The sequence below is a fragment of the Pedobacter chitinilyticus genome, from assembly GCF_003313385.1.
GTDB classification, from domain to species: domain Bacteria; phylum Bacteroidota; class Bacteroidia; order Sphingobacteriales; family Sphingobacteriaceae; genus Pedobacter; species Pedobacter chitinilyticus.
This window is the reverse complement of the sequence record NZ_QMHN01000008.1, coordinates 1-19,207: the sequence shown is the minus strand read 5'-3', so window position 1 is coordinate 19,207 and position 19,207 is coordinate 1. Positions and strand designations below refer to the sequence as shown.

Genomic DNA, 19,207 nt, shown 5'->3' with positions numbered 1-19,207 from the left:
TATCTATGTGGTTTATTTATAGATTTTTAAATATAAAGGGAAATATAACCACATAGAAACATAGGACTTTAAGAAGAATAAACTCCATTTATTAAAGCTATGGGCTTGCTATGTGCCTATGTGGTTCATTTATAGATTTTTTAAAACTAAAGGAAACTTATAACCACATAGACACATAGGACTTTAAGAAGAATAAGCTCCATTTATTAAAGCTATGGGTTTGCTATGTGTCTATGTGGTTCATTTATAGATTTTTTAAAACTAAAGGAAACTTATAACCACATAGACACATAGGACTTTAAGAAGAATAAGCTCCATTTATTAAAGCTATGGGTTTGCTATGTGTCTATGTGGTTCATTTATAGATTTTTTAAAACTAAAGGAAACTTATAACCACATAGACACATAAGGGGCGTATCCCGTTAGCTACTAAAACCTAGCTTTATTTTATATCTATAAAGTTTTCCGTTTATTTCTTGCTCTAACTTTAATACCTCATTTGTTTTTTTACTGATCCAAAAAACCTCCTTGTTTCCTTTGCTTTCGTGCGTCAGTAACCAACAATCAATCTTTTGATCATCGTAACCAACAAGTTGGGCAGAGCCGCTAACGGTGTAAGCAACCTTTTGAAGACTAGAAGCTGTACCAGGATCGTAAAATGGAATAACAAAAGTCAATCCATCTTTGTAGGGTAATAGCGGAAAAGTCTCTAAGTCTGAATGCCAATTGAGGAAAAACTTGTCTACAGATGATTTGTATCCGTCCCATATGGCTTTGGGTTGCTTTTCGGTATCAGTATCACTTAACCTGTTCCCATTGTATTCAACGGTTTTGTTTAAAAAATCAACCGTAGTTGCACTCACTGTTTTTGTCGGAGATGTTCTCGAAGTTTGCACTTTCCACCACGTTTGATGGTACAGCGGTTTCATGGTTTTGGCATCCGAAACCGATTTGACAATATGCATAATGCTGTCTTTATCTTCCCATATCTGATCAATTTCAATGGCTGGTACTCCATGGTAATCCGTCTTTTTGATGGTTCTTGTCCAAAATTGGGTTTGCGTGCGCACCGAGTCCTTGCTCATTTTAAAATACACAAGGTATCGATGGGTGCCTTCTCGTAAAACTTTTGGGTTGATGTTTTTTTCTGAGATAAAAACAGTGTCTTTTTGTGCACTTGCAGAGAAAGCGAAAAAAAAGCAAAGTAAAAAAAGTAATGAATAGCGCATAGTTTTATTTTTTGAGGTTTAAAAATGGGTTTAAGTAACTAATTGCTAGATAGATGTTTTTGGTTCGGAATTAAGACAGATCATTTTATGGTTTGTTACATTTAGTCTTGTGGATAGGACTCGTTTTAAGATACGCTCGCTTAGCTATGGGAAAATCTTGCAACCTTTTGAAAATATGGTCGTCTTATGGTTAACAAATGATAAATAGATGAAACAAGCATTACTCTCATTCGCTTTTCTGACATACTCAATAATTAGCGTAGCTCAGACCAATCCAAACAAAACCCCCAGCGATAATCAATTAAAAACTGGACTAGATTCTTTAGTAGACCAAACCGTTTCCACATTTATGAACAATAGTGCTAGAGTCGGTTTGTCCATAGGAATCATTAAAGATGGCAAACCATATCTCTACAATTACGGTTCAACATCAAGAGATAAGCAGGAATTGCCGACATCCAATACCGTTTATGAATTAGCCTCTATTACTAAAACCTTTGGCTCAACCTTATTGGCTAAAGCGGTAGTGGATAAAAAAATTGGCCTAAAGGACGATATCCGTAAATATTTGAAAGAAGAATATCCTAATTTCAATTACAATGGAACACCTATTACCGTAGTCAATTTAGCAAATCTAACTTCTGGTCTGCCTAACTGGATGCCAGAAAAGGATCTTTTTAGCAAGGCCAATCCAGACTCAATCCATTATATATTGGATTCGGTTCATCGAAAATACAGCAAACTAGATTTTTACAGAGATCTTCATCAAGTGACATTAAAGGTAGCACCTGGTACGATGGCACGTCATTGCAATACAGCCGCACAACTATTGGGACACATGATGGAAACAGTTTATCAAAGCCCTTTTGATCAACTATTGAAAACGCATTTTGTAGAGCCGCTGAAAATGAAAAATACCTTACTCATTAAACCTGGAAAGCAGCCTGTACAAATGGCAAAAGGCTATGATGGTAAAGGGCGTATCATGCCTGTCATTGATTGGGAAGACTTACAAGTAGCCGCAAGTATCGCCTCTACCAGTGCCGACATGTTAAAATACATGGCGTTTCAGCTCAACGAAGCAAATGAAGCAGTGAAATTAAGTCACCAACCTACTTTTGGTAAATTGGAAGACGGTGCCATCGCGCTCAATTGGAAAGTGAAACAAGCGGGAAACAGCAAACGAAGCATTTCACATACAGGTGGTAGTTTAGGTTTCAGCAGTTATATGGTGTTTTATCCAGAATCGAACTCAGGCATTGTCTTACTCTCCAATGAAGCAGCACAGAGCACTCAAGGCGAACTGATTGCACTATCAGAGAAAATTATAAAGCCTTAAACTGTATGTTTTACAAATGGTATTTGTAGGGGACACCAAAAGAACTTTGGTAACAAGAAATTGTATGGGCAAAACCGCGCTCTCACCATTTTGTACTTGGTCAAACGTCGGCTTGAGGTCAAAGAATCTTAATACCAAGGAGCCTTGCGCCAAAGAATGGCGTCCCCGCCATTCGTGTACTTTCTTTGAATGAAATTTAAACGGTTTCTAATAAATAAAAAAGCAGTTCTTTTCGGAACTGCTTTTTTATAAAAACGTGATATAGCTCTTAACTTGCAGAAAATCGCGTGTGATAACTTTCTATTTTTAGTTTAAGCTGGTCTGCAATAGCCTTTTGCTGATAAATTTTGGCCAATTCATTAAAAGCCTGCAAAACATACATTCCTTGTTTGATATCATAAATAAGCTCATTTTGATTTTTATTCGCTAGCGAAAGGATATAGCCAAATTCTTGATCAATAAACTGCGAAGTTTCTTTAATCAATCTATTCGCATCCCCATGACGGTTAATCGCGTATAAGTTTTGAACCAACGAAATCTTGTTAAGCGTATCAGAAATAGAACTGTTCTTCAAAGGCAATTTATCCATACTCAATTGAATAACCCTTTCAGCCTGCTTGATTTGGTTGTTTTGGATTAAGTTTGAGCTTAGCGTATTAGCAAAACCCCAAGTAGCATGTAATACCCTTCTACTTTCCGGATCTAGATATTTCGCTTCCTTAAAGCCATCCAATGCAAACTTTTCATAATGTTGATAGGCCAACGCATTATTGGTCCGTGCCGACTTGTCCGTGGCCACATCCGATGTAGGCTTTAACGGCAGTAATCGATAAGCAAAACCCTCCTGATACAAATATTGATCTAGCCCAACATAAGTATCATCAGATACATTGGTAGCAAAATAGATGGGGCGCTTCCACTGGTTGTTGGCAATGATATCAAAAACCATTAACTCGCTTTTAAAGAGATGGTTTTTGTTGAATTTCCATTCCATTTGATCCGCAATCAGGTGCTTCTGCGCTGCTGGTACAGTATGTGTGGCAACCACTTTAGTAGGGTCAATACTCAGCTTCAAGTGTTGAGAAGGTAAAAAGTTCTCATAACTACCGTCGTTCATTTGAATTTTATCATCATTATGGTCCGAAGTCAGGATAGCCAGCAAATCTTTTAGCTCTACACTATCAGTCAATCCATAATCAACATAAGAAAGGTAATCTCGCACCCCTTCCTTATACTTTTCTCTGGTCGTGGAGATGGGTAGGGCTTCAGATTGATCCTGTTTTCGCTTCATTTGATCGATATAAGAAGCCGTAGATAAAAACTGGAGATTCACCACACGTACATCCGTTCTAATGCCTTCCACTTCCTGCGCATACCAAAGCGGATAAGTGTCATTATCAGCATTGGTAAACAAAATGGCATTGGGTTCACAGCTATTGAGATAGTTTTTCGCCATATCCAAAGCGGTGGTTTTGCCAGTTCGATCATGATCGTCCCAGCCCTGCAAGGCCATTAATAAAGGAGCAGCAAATAAAGCAATGGCGGTAGCTAACACAAGACTGGTTCTATTCGCTAATAATCTTTGCAGGTAACTTTTAAGCGCAAAAACACTTAAGCCTATAAAAATGGCGAATACATAAAATGAACCTACATAAGCGTAATCTCTTTCCCTAACCTGTAAAGGATCTTGGTTGATGAATAGAATGATGGCTATTCCTGTAAAGAAGAAAAGTGAACCTAAAACAATCGTAGCTTTTTTGTCTTTTCGGTACAGATAAGCTAAACCTAGAATACCAAGGAGGAGCGGTAAACCATAAAATGAATTACGACCTGCATTTTCAGTAATACTTAGCGGTAACTCCTTTTGATTGCCTAATCTCAACGCATCTATCGGCTTGATGCCCGTAGTCCAGTTGCCTTCAGTAATAGACCCCTGTCCCTGTACATCATTCTGTCTGCCCGAAAAATTCCACAAAAAATACCGCCAATACATAAAGTTAACTTGATAGCTGTTGAAAAAGCTAAGGCTATTCCAAAATGTTGGACTTTGCTCGGGAGATAAACCTAGCCAATTTTGATAAAATTGAATGTGAGCAGGCTTACTGCTATAAATTCTTGGGAAAAAAGTGTTCTTGTCGTAAACATAACTAAATTGTTTTCCTGACACCTCATAAGCGTGTTCTCCACGTCTGTAAGTGGTTCCTTTTTCTTTGAGATCTATAGGTTTGGAGTCGAAGAACTGCCCGTTCAGTAAAGGTTTCTCTTCATATTGAGTTCTGCTCAAATACGAATACAACGACAAAGGCGTGTCAGGACTAGATAGGTTAATGTTCGGTTTAGCATTGGCCCTAATAATGATCATGAAATACGAACTAAAACCAAATAAAACCAGAATGGTAGACAGTAGGACCAAATGAAGTTGGTACAAGCGTTTCTTGATACTATAAAATACGCCGGTAGCTAACACAGCAGCAATAGCAATTAAAAATAAAAGCGCCCCTTGGCCAAAATCCATTTTTAAGGAGTTTACCGACCACAGATCAACCTTAGCCGCAAATAAAACCAGGTATTGGATAATACCAAATTGAATGAAACCCAAGATCAAACAACCTAATAAAAATGCTTTTATCGATCCCCATAAGCTAACCTTCGCAGATTTCTTAAAGTAATACAGCAAACTGATCGACGGAATAATCAATAAACTTAAAAGATGCATACCAATCGAAAGCCCAATAATAAAGGCAATGAATAACAACCATTTGTCGTTAAGGTGAGTCTCCCATTTCAAGGCCGCCCAAAATACAATCGCCGTACACAACGTAGAAATGGCGTATACCTCAGCTTCTACCGCCGAGAACCAAAAAGTATCCGAAAAAGTATAGGCCAAGGCACCTACAGTTCCAGCAGCAACCACCGTGAACAGCTGAGTGCCATTCATCTTTCCATTCTCGGGCTTAATTAATTTGAGTGCAATGGCGTTAATCGTCCAAAAAAGAAACATAATAGTTGCCCCGCTGGAAACCACCGAAACGAAATTAACCCAGTAAGCAACTTTAGTAACATCCGTTCCGGCCAATAACGAGAACAATTTACCGATCATCAAAAACAAAGGCGCTCCAGGCTGATGCCCCACTTGCATTTTAAATGAAGCAGCAATAAACTCGCCACAGTCCCAAAAACTTAAGGTAGGCTCCATGCATAACCAGTATACAAAGGAGGCGAAGAAGAAAATTACCAATCCAGTTAGATTGTTGATGCGTCTATATTTTTCCATACTTGTTTAGTTTATAACAAAGCTAATTTTTGAAGTAAGGCCAAACTGTTAAAGGCTTGTTAAAAAGTGTTAAATATCTGTGGATGAATTTTCTAGACAAATGATAGCCAATTCAAACGGATACTAGCTGAGCCGCTTTCTAGTGATGGTAATGAATTAAATGCGCAAGATTAAAGTTATCATTCGTCATTGCGAGGCACGAAGCAATCTTAACGCGGAGGTACAAGTAAAATACAAACTACCCATACCAGTTTTATTCATTTAGGTTTGGTAGCTCCAAGTTTTTCAACTACTATTGTTAGGTAGTGCATTCATTTTTAATCGCTGCTTAAACCATCGGTAGCTTCACCTTAAAAACAATACATGAAAAAATTGATACCATTGCTATTTGCTTCCTTTTTCGGAATGGCCACCATGGCACAAGCACAAGTAACCTTGCCAGCATTTTTTTCTAACCATATGGTGCTCCAACAGCAAAGTAACGCCAAAATATGGGGTAACGCCATGGGTAAAAAAGAAATCACGGTTCAAACTTCTTGGGATCGTAAAACCTATACCACCAAGCCCGATGAAAAGGGGAACTGGTCAGTAGAGGTAGCCACGCCTCATGCAGGTGGACCTTTTGAGATCAGTGTGAGCCAACAAAATAAGATCGTGCTTAACGATATCTTGATAGGAGAGGTTTGGATTTGTTCGGGACAGTCAAATATGGATATGCCCGTTAAAGGCTACAATGTCTTGCCAATTACCAATTCATTGGATTTGTTAATGGAATCACCTGATCCCATGCTCCGTTTATTTAAAATGGCTCGTAAACATGCCGCTACTCCCCAAACCAAGGTAGAGGGGAATTGGCAGGCCGCCGATGCAGAATCAGTGGCGCCATTTAGTGCTGCGGGATATCAATTTGCCAAATATTTACGTAAGCAATTGGGGGTGCCAGTAGGCATTATTCAGGTCACCTGGGGTGGCTCGGCAATTGAGGCGTGGATAGACAAAGATTTAGTGACCGAGACTTTACAAGAACGCTTAGCCACAAACCAATCCATTTCCAAAGCAGTGCATCAAACCCCAGGCAATTTGTTCAATGGCATGATTGCCCCCTTAATTGGTTATCACATTGCAGGAGTAATTTGGTATCAGGGCGAACAAAACCGCCATAACTACGATGACTATTTAGCATTGCAATATACAATGGTGAAGTCATGGCGTGAGCAATGGAAAATAGGCGACTGGGCATTCTACTTGGCCCAGCTGGCACCAATGAGATATCCACAAAAACAAGAATATAAGGTGCCCTTGCTGCGTGAGGCGCAGTTGAAATTACCCGACACGCTAAGCAATTCGGGAGTGGCCATCCTAATTGATGCTGGCGAAGAAAGAAACATTCATCCGCCCGATAAAACCATCGTGGCTAAGCGATTGGCTTATTTAGCATTATCCAATACCTATCAAAAAAAGGGCTTTCCAGCAGCCAGTCCAACCTATAAAAAAATGGTGGTAAAAAATGATACCGTTACCGTGAGTTTTAATCACGTTCCGCTAGGCTTAACCACTCATGGAAAACCATTGACACAATTTGAGGTGGCAGCAGCAGATCAGGTATTTTATCCCGCTACAGCCGTAATACACAATGATGTAGTGAGGGTTTATAGCGATAAGGTAAAACAGCCTGTTGCCGTAAGATACGCCTTTACAGATTGGTGTGTAGGAGAGTTATATAGCGTAGAAGGGCTGCCAGTTTCTTCATTCAGGACAGACCAATGGAAGAAAAACTAGTGGACATTTTGATTTTAGTTAAACACATAACACCCATCTTACATTAAAAGCACCGTTGATCCCAATCAGCTTGTCATCAAATTTTTCAACGACCTAAGCTTCTTGTTGAATGCCATTTTTCAACAAGAGCTCGTCTGGCTTCAATATCAGTACGCGGTACAAAATTGGCCATATCGTTGCCAATAAATACCTCAAATTTAGTGACCAGAAAACATTTCCAACATGTGGGTCAATGCATTTTCCGAATGCATCAGTTCCCCATTTTCCAAAGATTCTTGTGCAGCAGCAGCCGCTCTTTTACGCATATTTATTTCAAACAATGAAATGGCTTCCTGTAAAGTAGCATATCGGTCCGAGGTCAAACATTCGCTCAGTTCTAAAGCATCCAACATGGCCATGTTAGCACCTTCTCCGGCAAAGGGTGGCATTACATGCGCTGCATCCCCAAGCATGGTCAAGTTGTGGCATGTTTCCCAACTTTGTGTCAAAGGCATACAGTAAATTGGCCGTGGAATAAAAGGTAGTGCTGCTTTTTCAAACAGCTCCTGCCAAATGCTGTCCCATTCCGAATATTCTTTCTTATACCAATCCAATAGTTGAGCACCATCTGTATAATCTAGTCCATTGGTGGTGGCCCAATCTTCGGCAGCTTTAAAACTGGCATAAAAACCCAAATCGCCATTACCTTTCTGGCCCAGCAATAAATTCTTTTTATTTCCAAAAGCCATTATTTTTCCACCTTTAATCAAAGCATCTATACGAGGTACTGCCTGTTTCGAACAATTAATATTGCCTTCCAGCATGGTGATGCCCGAATAAAAAGGTTTAATATCAGTAAGATAAGGACGTATTTTGGAATTGGCACCATCTGCAGCCACTACCAGATCAGCGTATGCAGACTGTCCATTTTTGAAATGTAATAGCCAACCATCATCCTGCTTTTCCATCCGCACGAAATGGCTGTCCCAAATTACCGTTTCAGGTAGCAGCGCATCTAGCAACAGCCGTCTAAGTACACCACGATCTATCTCTGGACGGAAATGCGGATCGCCAAAGTTCTCTTCCAGTTTGGTGTCATGATCACTAAAAAAGATATTCGCTTGATCATCAGTAATTAACTTTTTATCCGCACCGTACATAAAACACTTTTTAAACTCGTCTAACAAGTTTGCCTTCTTTAAGGCAGCCATGCCCGACTCTTCATGAAGATCAAGCGGCGAACCTTGTACACGAGCATGTTTATCTATATCCCTTTCATATACCCTTACCCTAATTCCTTTGAGTTGTAAAAGCTTTGCTAATGTTAAGCCCCCAGGGCCTCCGCCAATAATAGCGATTTCTTTATTTGTCAATAACATAATGTGTCAATTAAATGATGACACAAAACTATTTTTGTTTAAGGACGGATAATAGTACAAATCGGTCGTTTTTATTTTGGGATAATTCTCTTGGAACCACACCAGAAAATTTTCTGATTTCCTTAATAAAATAAGTTTGGTCCGTGAAATTTAGTTCTGGGAAAAGTTTTCCTTTAGCAATATGATTTAATGATGCCCTAAAACGTAAAATACTGCAGTAGGCTTTTAATGGCAGACCAAACTGTTGGGTAAAATATCGGTTGATCTGCCTGCTGCTCCAAAAAACATTTTCCGAAAGTGCTTTTACAGTCATTTCACCATTAGACGCATAAATTAACTCAAAAAGTTTGCGTTTTCTTTCATCAATTTTTGCTGGTAAATGTACGGCTAATTGCTGGTTAGCCTTTAAACAAAAGGTGTCAAAGTCATTAAGGTCGTTAATGCCGAAACTCCAGAAACCATAAGGTAGCTTTTTCCCAGTATTTAATAACTCAGCAATAGATTCTCGTAAAAGATATTCCACCGCAAGCGGTTTAAAACTAATCACATAAATGATGGTTTTAGGCGGAAGGCTTCTTTGCTCTGCTACTGTTTCTAGGCCTAAAAGGATGATCTCAAAGGTTTCCTCGTCAGATTTCCAAAAGAAAAGATCAATTCTTCCATCAGGTAAAACCACTACTTCTTTGGGTGTTGTCGAGGAATTAAAAAATATACCAATACTTTCTACAAAATCGGCAAATTGCTTCTCAGGTTCAATGTAAGTAAAATTAAAGTCATTGTTCATAATCGCCAATCCGTTCAAATCGTTACTCTTATTGAAGAAATAAATACCAAACTACTTTGGACAAGTTAATTGTATTATTCATCAAAGAAAAAATCAAATTGTTACACTGTGTTCAAAATAACAATAGCAAGTAACAAAAAAAGCAGCTCTTTTCAGAACTGCGTTCAAACCAAGTGAGATTGGAATTATACTATTGTCAAGCGTGCAATATCCATCTTACGTCAAAGGCATCAGTGATTTCGATAAGCTTTTCTACGTTATTTCCAGTAAAACCAGACTCTTTGTTTTGTTGTAGTTTTTCAACGAGTACCTTTCTAGCCTCCACATTTGCGCATTGCATAAAAATCGCGATGTGATTTCCCAGTATTCTACCTTCATTGTGCACCAAATCAGAACCATGGATGTTGATGGTGTCGGAAACAAGCGAACCATTGATGACTGGCAGCTGTGCGTAACCCTGTAGCCCTTCAAAAAAATCAAATCGAAGAGCTCCACCAAAGCAAGTTTGGTAAAAAGTGAGTGCTTCCTTACAATTACCAGAAAAGGTAAGGAAAACAGCACTCACAAATGGGTTTTGGTTAGATGCTGCCATGGCAAAACGATTAAGCGTCTGGAATTTCAGGCTCCACCAATTTCATCAATTTTTCTAAGGATTCTTGCCAGCCCAAATAGCACATCTCAGCAGGAATCATTGCTGGAATCCCTTCCTGTACCACTTTCAGTTCAGTACCACAAATCACTTTGTTCAGCCAAATAGTAGTGGTCATTTCGCCCGGTAAGTTCGGGTCATCAAAAGTGTCGGTGTACTTAATAAATTCATTAGGTTTAATTTCAAGATACTTGCCGCCAAAAGAGTGGCTATTACCCGTACTGAAATTGATAAACGTCATTTTAAACTGACCACCCTCTTTAAAATCCATTTGCTGTACAGTGCAGATAAAACCGTAAGGAGGTAACCAAGTAGCATGCGCTAAAGGATCTGCAAATGCCCTAAATACTTTTTCAGGACTTGCTTTAATTACCCGATGTAGGGAAACTGAATTACTTTTCATGTCGATTAAGATTTATTTTACGATGATACACATACGAAACCATTAAGATGGCCAATACCACCAGCGGCATCAGCATATAGGCAATGTTCTTGTCTACACAAGCATGGCTAATGAAGGCAAAAATCAAGCTGAAGGTAAGCCCCGCATAAGCCCATTCTTTTAACCTACTCGGTATTTTTGGAAATACAATGGCCACACAACCTAGCACCTTACAGATGATCAAGGCATAGGCAAAATAGTCAGGATAACCTAGTGGTTTAGTGCCCGCAGTAACATAATCGGGCATAAAAAGAACAGTGCTCAAAGGCATCACGCCTTCCCAAAGTACAATGATGATGGTCGCTATCCAAAAGATAATTTTATTCTTTTTCATGATTATTTCGATTCAACGTATTTAATGAAATTATTTAAAATCGCTTGCCATCCCGCTTTCTGAAATTCAGGATCATTCTGTGTCTCAGGATCAAAAGTAGTAGCCAAATGAGTCTTGCCATCTTTTTCAGTAAACAAGGTGGTCGCCTGTCTGCCATCGCCCATGGTATAGGTAATTTCTTGGTGTGGGATCACGCTGTCGTAAACCCCCTCAAAGTCAAAACCAAAGCTGCCATCCTTAGCTTCCATTCTGTTTTTAAACTTGCCGCCAACTCGCAAATCGTTTTCACTGCTAGGAGTATGCCAGGTAGCTGGATCGGCAGTGTTCCACTGCATAATATCGCTTGGCGTATTCCAAGCCTCCCATACTTTTGCTACGGGAGCATTCACTGTTGCTTCTACCGTAATTTTTGATAATTGTGTCATCCTTTATTTTTAGATTGATTTGATATTTCAAAGATAGGAGGACGGTAAAAAATGGAGCTGTGGCGAAAACGACAAATAAGGGGTCAATTGTGACAAAATAATTTTTACCTTGTAGCTCAATAAACAATATTGATATGCAGATCTCTGTTTTTGTGCCCGAATATGGGGTCATTGAAGCGGTAACCCCACCGTTTAGAACCTTTCATACCGCCAACGAGTTTTTAACCGCCTTTGGTAAAAAGCCTATTTTCAATGTCGAATATGTAGGACTAAACGAATATGTACCCGCCAACAATGGCGAATACATGGTCAAAACCAACCGTTTGCTTAAAGACGTGGCCAAAACAGACTTATTGATCATCCCACCAACTTTTGGCGATACAGCCAAAGGCATTAAAGCCAATGCCGAAGCCATTCCTTACTTTAAAAAGCTGCACGATCAGGGCGCAAGCTTGGCCAGTTTGTGTATTGGCGCTTTCCTTTTAGCCGAAACAGGTCTGCTTGATGGAAAAAAATGCTCGACCCATTGGGCCTATATCAATGAATTTAAAGAAAGATATCCCACAATAGGGGTAGAGGATGGGGCAATCATTACGGAGCACGATAACATTTACAGTAGTGGTGGCGCAAGCAGTTTATGGAATTTGATTCTATACTTGGTCGAAAAATTTTCAGATAGGGAAGTAGCCGTAATGGTTTCAAAATACTTTGCCTTAGATATTGGGCGAGATAGCCAATCTCAATTCGCCATCTTCAAAGGTCAACGAAACCATGGCGACGAGGACATTAAAAAAGTGCAGGACTACATCGAGAAAAATTACAGCGATAAAATATCCATAGAAATTTTAGCAAAATTGATCAATTCAGGCCGTAGAACTTTTGAAAGAAGGTTTAAAGACGCCACCAATAACACGCCGCTAGAATATATACAAAGGGTAAGAATAGAAGCTGCTAAAACTTTCTTTGAAGCCTCCAGAAAAAACATCACCGAAATTATGTTTGATGTAGGTTATACCGATACCAAATCATTCAGGGACATTTTCAAGAAGCTTACAGGACTTACCCCAATTGAGTATAGAAATAAGTTTGCCAGGTTGTCTAATGAGGTGTAAGAAAAGCCATTTCTATGAAAAAGGTAATTCACGATCCGATCTTTCTTTTTTTTGCCATTCGGTAGCATCGCCAAAAGATGAGGATTCTTTTGCCTTAAAATCAAGGATGCGATCCTTGAGATCACTTTTTGCAGTTTTCTTAGAAACTGCATTTTTCTTTTCAATGATTATGTTAAGCTTTTTAGCTAACGCAATAATCTTTGCAAGACTTTTTTCGTCATTTGATTTTAAAATCAGCTCCATAATATTTTGATATATACAAAAATACTAAAAAATAAATTTACAGTGTATTCAAATTGAACTCCCTCTTCTAGCGCAAGCGTCCGCTTGTGATATGATTAAAATCAATTCAAATAAAAAAGCATCCCTTTTCGGAACTGCTTTTTTATTGGGTCAATTGTGGAGTTAAATAAACCGAATAAGGTTGTATAAACACTAATGAGCTGTAGGGATTAATAGCTTCGCTCTCCTAGCTTTACTGATTACTTCCGCATAATTCCGTCTTAGCTTATGTCATCCTTATTCTGTTTTACTAATGATGTAATTACCCGTTTTTTCTTCTTTTTTCACTACGTAGCCATCTTTTAATGTGAGGATCCAACCATCTCCCTCCACTTTATTGGGAGATATTTTCGTTGGGTTGGTGATGGATATCTTATTCCAATTGGAACTCATTAATGCTCCCATTTCCACTTCTAGGATGCCCCATACATCAGTGACTCTCATTTTTGGATATACTGTTCCCTTTTCTTCTATTGGAAGGATGTTTCTTGGATCAAAGGAGATGTTCATTTTTTTAAGGTGTATCTCAAAATGAGGTTGCTCTATGAATTTGACCTTATACTCGTAAATCTGTTTTTTGATTCTTTCCTCCCTGAGGATTTCTTCCTTAAAAATAAGTTGCCCATGATATTCGTCAGCACTTTTTAAGGAATTTGCTTTGAGATCTTGCGGTACAGCGATATTTAATTGCTGGATGAAGAAATCGGTAAGATTAGCATCTGGCCTGATTTCTTTATTCCAATACTTATTTTTCTTGTAAAGCAGATAGCCATATACAGGAGTAGTGTAATAAGCGAAAGAACGTACATAGGTGGGGTTTTTGAAGAACGAGTCAATCTCGTTCCTAAAATGTGCTGTGGTTTCTTTATGATTTCTCCCGCTAATGATAAGACCTGTAAATTCTGCAAGACCTTCGTTAAGTTCCAATTGGTTTTCTAAGGTATCCGAATTCGGAAAAAGAGAGTTTCGGTATTTGCGGAAAAGAATAGCCTTAGCCAAGTGTATTTGCCGCGCTTTCTCTGATTTGGAAAGGATAGCTTTTTTTAGTGCTTCCAGTTCTAATCGAAGATAGATTCTACCATCTTTTTGATCTAGATGATTGCTCTCCTTGTTGTATTGCTGGAAACCCAGCTCAGGTTGTAGCGTATGAAATAGCTCATGGGCCAGTAAATTGATTCTATCATATTTATGGTTGGATAGTGGAAGCATGATCATTGCCCAACGCTTTCCACTCCACGATAGTGCCGTATTCGCGATATTGATGTTTTCTGGTAGTTTACCGCTATAAATACCATGCTGTAGTGTCAAAATGTTTGCGGAATCTGGTGTGTTGCTATAGACTTGTCGTGTCTTTGGATCAACCAGAAGTATGTTCTGGTAAAGTTGCTTATCCCATAGTTTGATATTCCTTTTGGTTGCCTTCTCAATTTCCTTAAAATAAGAAGAAATATGGTGGTTAGTTATTTCTGTTTGCTGTGCTGATAAAGTGTGCACATACAGCATAAGCATGATCAAGATGATTCGTTTCATTATTGGCTAGACGATATTGATCGCAAAATGTTGCATATGAGTTGCCAGATATTAGGTTTATTCTCACTCTAGGACAAGCATTTGCTTATGATATTAAAATCAATTCAAACAAAAAAGCAGCCCTTTTCAGAACTGCTTTTAAAATTGGGTCATCTGTAGATTTAATTCAAACCATTAATCTTCTATAAACTCCAAAAGATCTTTATTAATCGTAGCCGCTTCCGTAGTGGGCATGCCATGAGAAAAACCAGGATACGTAATCAGTTTTCCATGTTTTAATAATTTAATCGATTTTAAAGCAGCATTTTGATAAGGTACAATTTGATCATCCTCACCATGAAGCACTAGCACTGGAATATCAGCGGCTTTCAAATCCTCAGTAAAGTCAGTTTCTGAAAAAGCTTTAATGCCATCATAATGAGCAACAATACCACCCATCATGCCTTGTCTCCACCAGTTTCTTTGGATACCCTCTTTCACTTCAGCACCTTCTCTGTTATATCCGTAAAAAGGAATCGTCAAATCAATATAAAATTGCTGTCTATTATTCAGTGTTTGCTCCCTGATGCCATCAAAAACCGACATAGGAACACCATCAGGATTACTGTCGCTCTGAACCATGATCGGTGGAACAGCACTAATTAACACGGCTTTCTTTGCCCTACCTTTCGCGTATTTATTCACGTAGCGGATCACCTCACCACCACCGGTAGAGTGACCAATATGCACCACATCTTTCAAGTCAAGAAATTCAACCAATTCAGCAGCATCCGAAGCGTATTGCTCTATCGTATGCCCGTAAATATCTTGGCTTGAACGTCCATGACCTCTTCTGTCATGAGTCACTACTCGGTAGCCTCGCTGTAAAAAGAAAATCACCTGTGCATCCCAATCATCTGAGGATAATGGCCAGCCGTGGTGAAACATTAAAGTGGGTCCTTGACCTTGGTCTTTGTAAAAAATCTCTGTGCCGTCTTTTAGTTTTAGTGTGCTCATGGTTTTAAGTTTTTGTTGAGGATTAAAATATGTTGTTGTCTTTATTCATTAGCAAAAGTACATTGGTGAAAAATCATAAATCTTGATCTATGTTAAAATCTTCACAACCATTTAAACATTGAACTTGACACATGGTTTTCGTGCATCTTTTCAAAAGCTATTTTAAAAAGACGACCATAACTTCGCCAAAATCTCACTAGACTAAAAAAATGGAAACACTCGCTAAGTAGCATGTGAAAATAAAATAATCACTCATCCCACAATACTTGATTCCTCACCTTTACCTTAGGAGCAACCTTTTCCAAAACAGGCTTAAAAAACACCTGTTTGCCATCCTTAAAACGAAAAGCATGCGTAATCGCAGCAGCAAATTTATCCTGAGCAAAAGAGCGGTAACCATCACGAAGATATTGGATGCCCACCACTACCAAAAACAATACATTCCCTTTCAAGTCAACCGCAAGCCTTTTCTTCGCCGCCAATAACCGATCCCCAGTCAAATCACCCATACTGATCAAATCGCTGGCACCAGTTTCTAAATCATATCGCAGCAAGCTAATTTGCAACAACAAAGCCTTCAAATCAGCAGACAAACCCGAAATCCTTTCCGAGCCATCAACACTAAATTGGATGTCTAAAAAACCTGGCACATCAACCAACACCGTTGGTCGTTTAAACAACAGCGCATCCAAACCACAATGGGCATTAAATTGAAAGTCGAGCAAAGCATTAATGTCGCCATCCTTAATTTTCTTTCGGCCAAGCTTGCTTTTAGGGAGCGGCCTCAAAACATCGTAAAAACGAGCAGTTAAACGATAGTAAAGCGTTCGGTCGCCGTAATCGTTAACCAAGTCAGCAAGCGCAAGCCTTACGTTTTTACTATGAACACTAGCCTCTGATAAATCTTTACCACTTCTTAAACTACCTAACGATAAACGGTGTGGTCTTTTAGATTGTGCCTTAACAACGGTCTTCCCATGTTGATTGGAATAAACCTTACCTCCAACTTTCCCCGAAAGAAGAGATCCTTTTTGCTGGATCGCCATGAATTTCGTAACTTTATGATACCGAAATAACTTACCCTAAGTTACGCATAAAGTATAAATAATCAAATACTTAAAGCCAAGGTCTAATCAAGGCCAAGTCAACGCTAAATCAAGGCCAAGTCAAGGTTTCAAATAAGAACGATCAACCTGTCAAGTAGGGGATAAGCACACTTCTATATTTTAATAAACTTTGTTGAACCTGATCGCTGATTGGGGAAAAAGACGTTTAAATCGCATACAATAAATTAAGCTACACAATTGACCTTCCGAAGTGTTTTTAAGTGTTAAAGAACGTCAAAGGACAGGTGTTTTTAGATACAGGCCCTCAAAACTATTTGCGCTGAATAAAAGTTAACTGCCTGTTTTTAAATTAGATGCTTTTTTGAATGAAAAAAAAAGAGTAGTTTCGTCCAACTTAAAGTTTTAGACCCAAACACTATTTCCGTATATACGCTTTCATGCCGAAGTTGCTCTCGATAGGTTTTTTTAGGCAGCCAACATATTCTCATGAGTTGTGCGGAAATGCTTTTTTAGCTACGTCCTTTCTATTTGCTTTATTCCCTATTGACTATAAACAAACATTTTAATACTTTTTATGAGAATAATCTTTACTTTTCTATTGACTTTAGTGGCGGGAGCTGTAATGGCGCAATGTGGCAACAACAACACACTCGTCGCGGGATCACTCACTCCTCCAGGAGTGGGACAGAACACCAAGCTCACCTATAATTCAGGACAGTACGTGCTGGCCTACGTCCAGAGCGGCGCTTCTTATACAGTAAGCACCTGTGGTGGTGGAGGTCCTGGATATTATGATCCAGATTGGGACGAATGGGTTTATCCTGGTTATGATACCCAACTTACGGTATATAACGATGCCACGGGGGGGCTTATAGGCTATAATGATGATTATTGCGGCCTACAGTCTACCGTGAGTTTCACGGCAACATTTTGCGGCTATGTCCGTATTTTACTCCATCAGTATTCCTGTAATGGGTCTGGTTTGCCATTCGAGGTGACCATGACGCAGAATACTGCCGGTACAGCACAAACCTATACGCTTTCCGCAGTATCATCGCAAACGAATGTGACCTGCTTTGGAGCAGCAAATGGAACCGCCACTATTCAACCATTGGGCACAACAGGAGCTGTGCGCTACAGTTGGTCACCTTCGGGCGGAACGGCCGCTACGGCAACGGGGCTAGCTCCTGGAACGTATACGGTTACCGCTACCGATGAGACCTGTAAAGGGGTTATTCAAACATTCACCATCACCGAGCCTTCTGTTTTAACTGCCAGTAGTTCCCAAACCAATGCAACCTGTAACGGAGTTTCAAACGGAACGGCCACTGCTATACCATCTGGAGGAACTGCTCCTTATACTTATTCCTGGTCTTCAGGCGGCGGAATCAACGCTACAGCAACGGGGCTAGCTCCTGGAACTTATGTCGTCACGGTTACAGATGCAAAAGGGTGTACAACAACGGCAAGTGCTACCATCACCGAGCCTCCTGTATTAACAGCAACCGCTTCTGGCGGCGGTACAGTGGTAGAGGGTGGTACCATCAACCTAAGTACAGGTACTGTTATTGGAGCTACCTACACTTGGAGCGGTCCTAATAGTTTTAGTTCATCGCTTCAAAATCCATCGATTACCAATGTCACTACCAGTATGGCTGGAATTTATAGTGTAACTTACACAGTGAATGGCTGTACAAGTACTGCTGGATCAACAACCGTAGCTGTACAGGAGATTACGGCTGCACCGTCGCTAACTACACCTGCCAACGCGGCAACTATTACCACCAATACACCAACCTATACAGGTACTGCCACGCCTAATAGTACGGTAAGGATTTACGTTGATGGGATTTTGCTCAACGCTACAACTGCAGGTGTATCTGGTAGTTTCAGTTATACACAACCTGCTCCATTGGCCGAAGGATCACATACATTTTACGCCACCGCAGAGCTTTCCCCGAAAGCGCAAAGCGTCAATTCTAGCACTAATACTTTTTTGGTGAATACCCAGCCCACTATCACATTTAGTGGAACACCCGCGGCTCTTTTTACCACCTACGGACAAGCTTCTACCGCTACTCAGTTTTCCGTAACAGGAACCAACATGCAGGCAGGGGTGTTGATAACATCACCAGCTGGTTTTGAAGTGAGTGTAAATGACATTGATTATGCACCTACGACTACTTTAGGAAGTTCGGATGCCATATCGGGAACGGTATATATTCGTCTGGCGGCGTCAGCTGGATATGGTAACTATAGTGGCAATATTTTATTGAGTAGTACTGGCGCAACAGCAGTTAACGTTGCCATGGGTAACAGTTCAGTTAGTAGAAGGTCACTCACAATAACGGCTAACAACGTTAATAAAACTTATGGACAGGCATTGACTGATGGAACTGGTGTTACAACTTTCACATCAAACGGGCTTCAAAATGGAGAGACTATTGGTAGCGTAACTTTGGCCTATGGCACAGGTGCTTTGGCAAATGCTTCGGTTGGTACCTATACAGGCTCCGTTACACCAAGTGCCGCTACCGGAGGCACCTTTACTGCAGCGAACTATAGCATCAGCTATACTACGGGCAACATCATCGTTGGTGCCAAAAC

Annotated in this window: 16 protein-coding genes; 4 read left to right on the top strand and 12 right to left on the bottom strand. The window is 39.8% G+C overall.

What is annotated here, in order from left to right:
• Positions 1-422: 422 nt before the first annotated feature.
• Positions 423-1,229, bottom strand: a complete 807-nt coding sequence (locus DUT70_RS19765; protein ID WP_113649110.1) for a hypothetical protein — start codon at positions 1,227-1,229, stop codon at positions 423-425.
• A gap of 208 nt (positions 1,230-1,437) precedes the next feature.
• Here DUT70_RS19765 and DUT70_RS19760 point away from each other — a divergent pair, with 208 nt between their 5' ends.
• Entirely contained in the window at positions 1,438-2,568 is a 1,131-nt protein-coding gene (locus tag DUT70_RS19760) for a serine hydrolase domain-containing protein (RefSeq protein WP_113649109.1), read from the top strand.
• A gap of 268 nt (positions 2,569-2,836) precedes the next feature.
• On the opposite strand, the gene DUT70_RS19755 is transcribed toward DUT70_RS19760, so the two are convergent.
• Positions 2,837-5,842 carry a glycosyltransferase family 117 protein gene (locus tag DUT70_RS19755; RefSeq protein WP_113649108.1) on the bottom strand — a complete coding sequence of 1,002 codons (3,006 nt, stop codon included), beginning with the start codon at positions 5,840-5,842 and terminating at the stop codon, positions 2,837-2,839.
• Positions 5,843-6,205: 363 nt separating this feature from the next.
• On the opposite strand from DUT70_RS19755, the gene DUT70_RS19750 reads away from it, so the two are divergent.
• On the top strand, positions 6,206-7,621 hold the full coding sequence (locus DUT70_RS19750) for a sialate O-acetylesterase (RefSeq protein ID WP_113649107.1): 1,416 nt from the start codon (positions 6,206-6,208) through the stop codon (positions 7,619-7,621).
• A gap of 197 nt (positions 7,622-7,818) precedes the next feature.
• On the opposite strand, the gene DUT70_RS19745 is transcribed toward DUT70_RS19750, so the two are convergent.
• The 6 genes from DUT70_RS19745 to DUT70_RS19720 all read right to left on the bottom strand — a co-directional run bounded on the left by DUT70_RS19745 (position 7,819) and on the right by DUT70_RS19720 (position 11,613).
• A complete protein-coding gene (locus DUT70_RS19745) occupies positions 7,819-8,979 on the bottom strand; it encodes an FAD-dependent oxidoreductase (RefSeq protein ID WP_113649106.1) in 1,161 nt (386 codons plus the stop codon).
• 28 nt (positions 8,980-9,007) lie between these two features.
• The gene (locus tag DUT70_RS19740; RefSeq protein ID WP_240432204.1) at positions 9,008-9,781 is read right to left on the bottom strand and encodes a helix-turn-helix domain-containing protein; all 774 of its coding nucleotides are present in this window, start codon (positions 9,779-9,781) and stop codon (positions 9,008-9,010) included.
• Positions 9,782-9,959: 178 nt separating this feature from the next.
• Positions 9,960-10,355: a glyoxalase gene (locus tag DUT70_RS19735; RefSeq protein WP_113649104.1), complete on the bottom strand. Its 396-nt coding sequence runs from the start codon at positions 10,353-10,355 to the stop codon at positions 9,960-9,962.
• 10 nt (positions 10,356-10,365) lie between these two features.
• Positions 10,366-10,815: an SRPBCC family protein gene (locus DUT70_RS19730; protein ID WP_113649103.1), complete on the bottom strand. Its 450-nt coding sequence runs from the start codon at positions 10,813-10,815 to the stop codon at positions 10,366-10,368.
• Complete coding sequence (locus DUT70_RS19725; protein WP_113649102.1) at positions 10,805-11,188, bottom strand: DoxX family protein; 384 nt, start codon at positions 11,186-11,188, stop codon at positions 10,805-10,807. Before DUT70_RS19725 ends, DUT70_RS19730 begins: the two co-directional genes overlap by 11 nt.
• A 2-nt stretch (positions 11,189-11,190) precedes the next feature.
• Entirely contained in the window at positions 11,191-11,613 is a 423-nt protein-coding gene (locus DUT70_RS19720; protein ID WP_113649101.1) for an SRPBCC family protein, read from the bottom strand.
• 134 nt (positions 11,614-11,747) lie between these two features.
• Between DUT70_RS19720 and DUT70_RS19715 the strand changes: the two genes are divergently transcribed.
• Complete coding sequence (locus tag DUT70_RS19715; protein WP_113649100.1) at positions 11,748-12,725, top strand: GlxA family transcriptional regulator; 978 nt, start codon at positions 11,748-11,750, stop codon at positions 12,723-12,725.
• 12 nt (positions 12,726-12,737) lie between these two features.
• On the opposite strand, the gene DUT70_RS19710 is transcribed toward DUT70_RS19715, so the two are convergent.
• The 4 genes from DUT70_RS19710 to DUT70_RS19695 form a co-directional block, all read right to left on the bottom strand.
• Positions 12,738-12,968 (bottom strand): hypothetical protein, encoded by a 231-nt coding sequence (locus DUT70_RS19710; RefSeq protein WP_113649099.1) that lies wholly within the window; start codon positions 12,966-12,968, stop codon positions 12,738-12,740.
• A 276-nt stretch (positions 12,969-13,244) separates the two neighbouring features.
• Complete coding sequence (locus DUT70_RS19705) at positions 13,245-14,537, bottom strand: hypothetical protein (RefSeq protein ID WP_113649098.1); 1,293 nt, start codon at positions 14,535-14,537, stop codon at positions 13,245-13,247.
• 174 nt (positions 14,538-14,711) lie between these two features.
• Complete coding sequence (locus tag DUT70_RS19700; RefSeq protein ID WP_113649097.1) at positions 14,712-15,533, bottom strand: alpha/beta fold hydrolase; 822 nt, start codon at positions 15,531-15,533, stop codon at positions 14,712-14,714.
• 248 nt (positions 15,534-15,781) lie between these two features.
• Positions 15,782-16,579 carry a hypothetical protein gene (locus DUT70_RS19695; protein ID WP_113649096.1) on the bottom strand — a complete coding sequence of 266 codons (798 nt, stop codon included), beginning with the start codon at positions 16,577-16,579 and terminating at the stop codon, positions 15,782-15,784.
• A gap of 595 nt (positions 16,580-17,174) precedes the next feature.
• On the opposite strand from DUT70_RS19695, the gene DUT70_RS19690 reads away from it, so the two are divergent.
• Positions 17,175-19,207, top strand: a 2,033-nt coding sequence (locus DUT70_RS19690) for a beta strand repeat-containing protein (RefSeq protein ID WP_240432202.1), incomplete at its 3' end; no start/stop codon positions are given.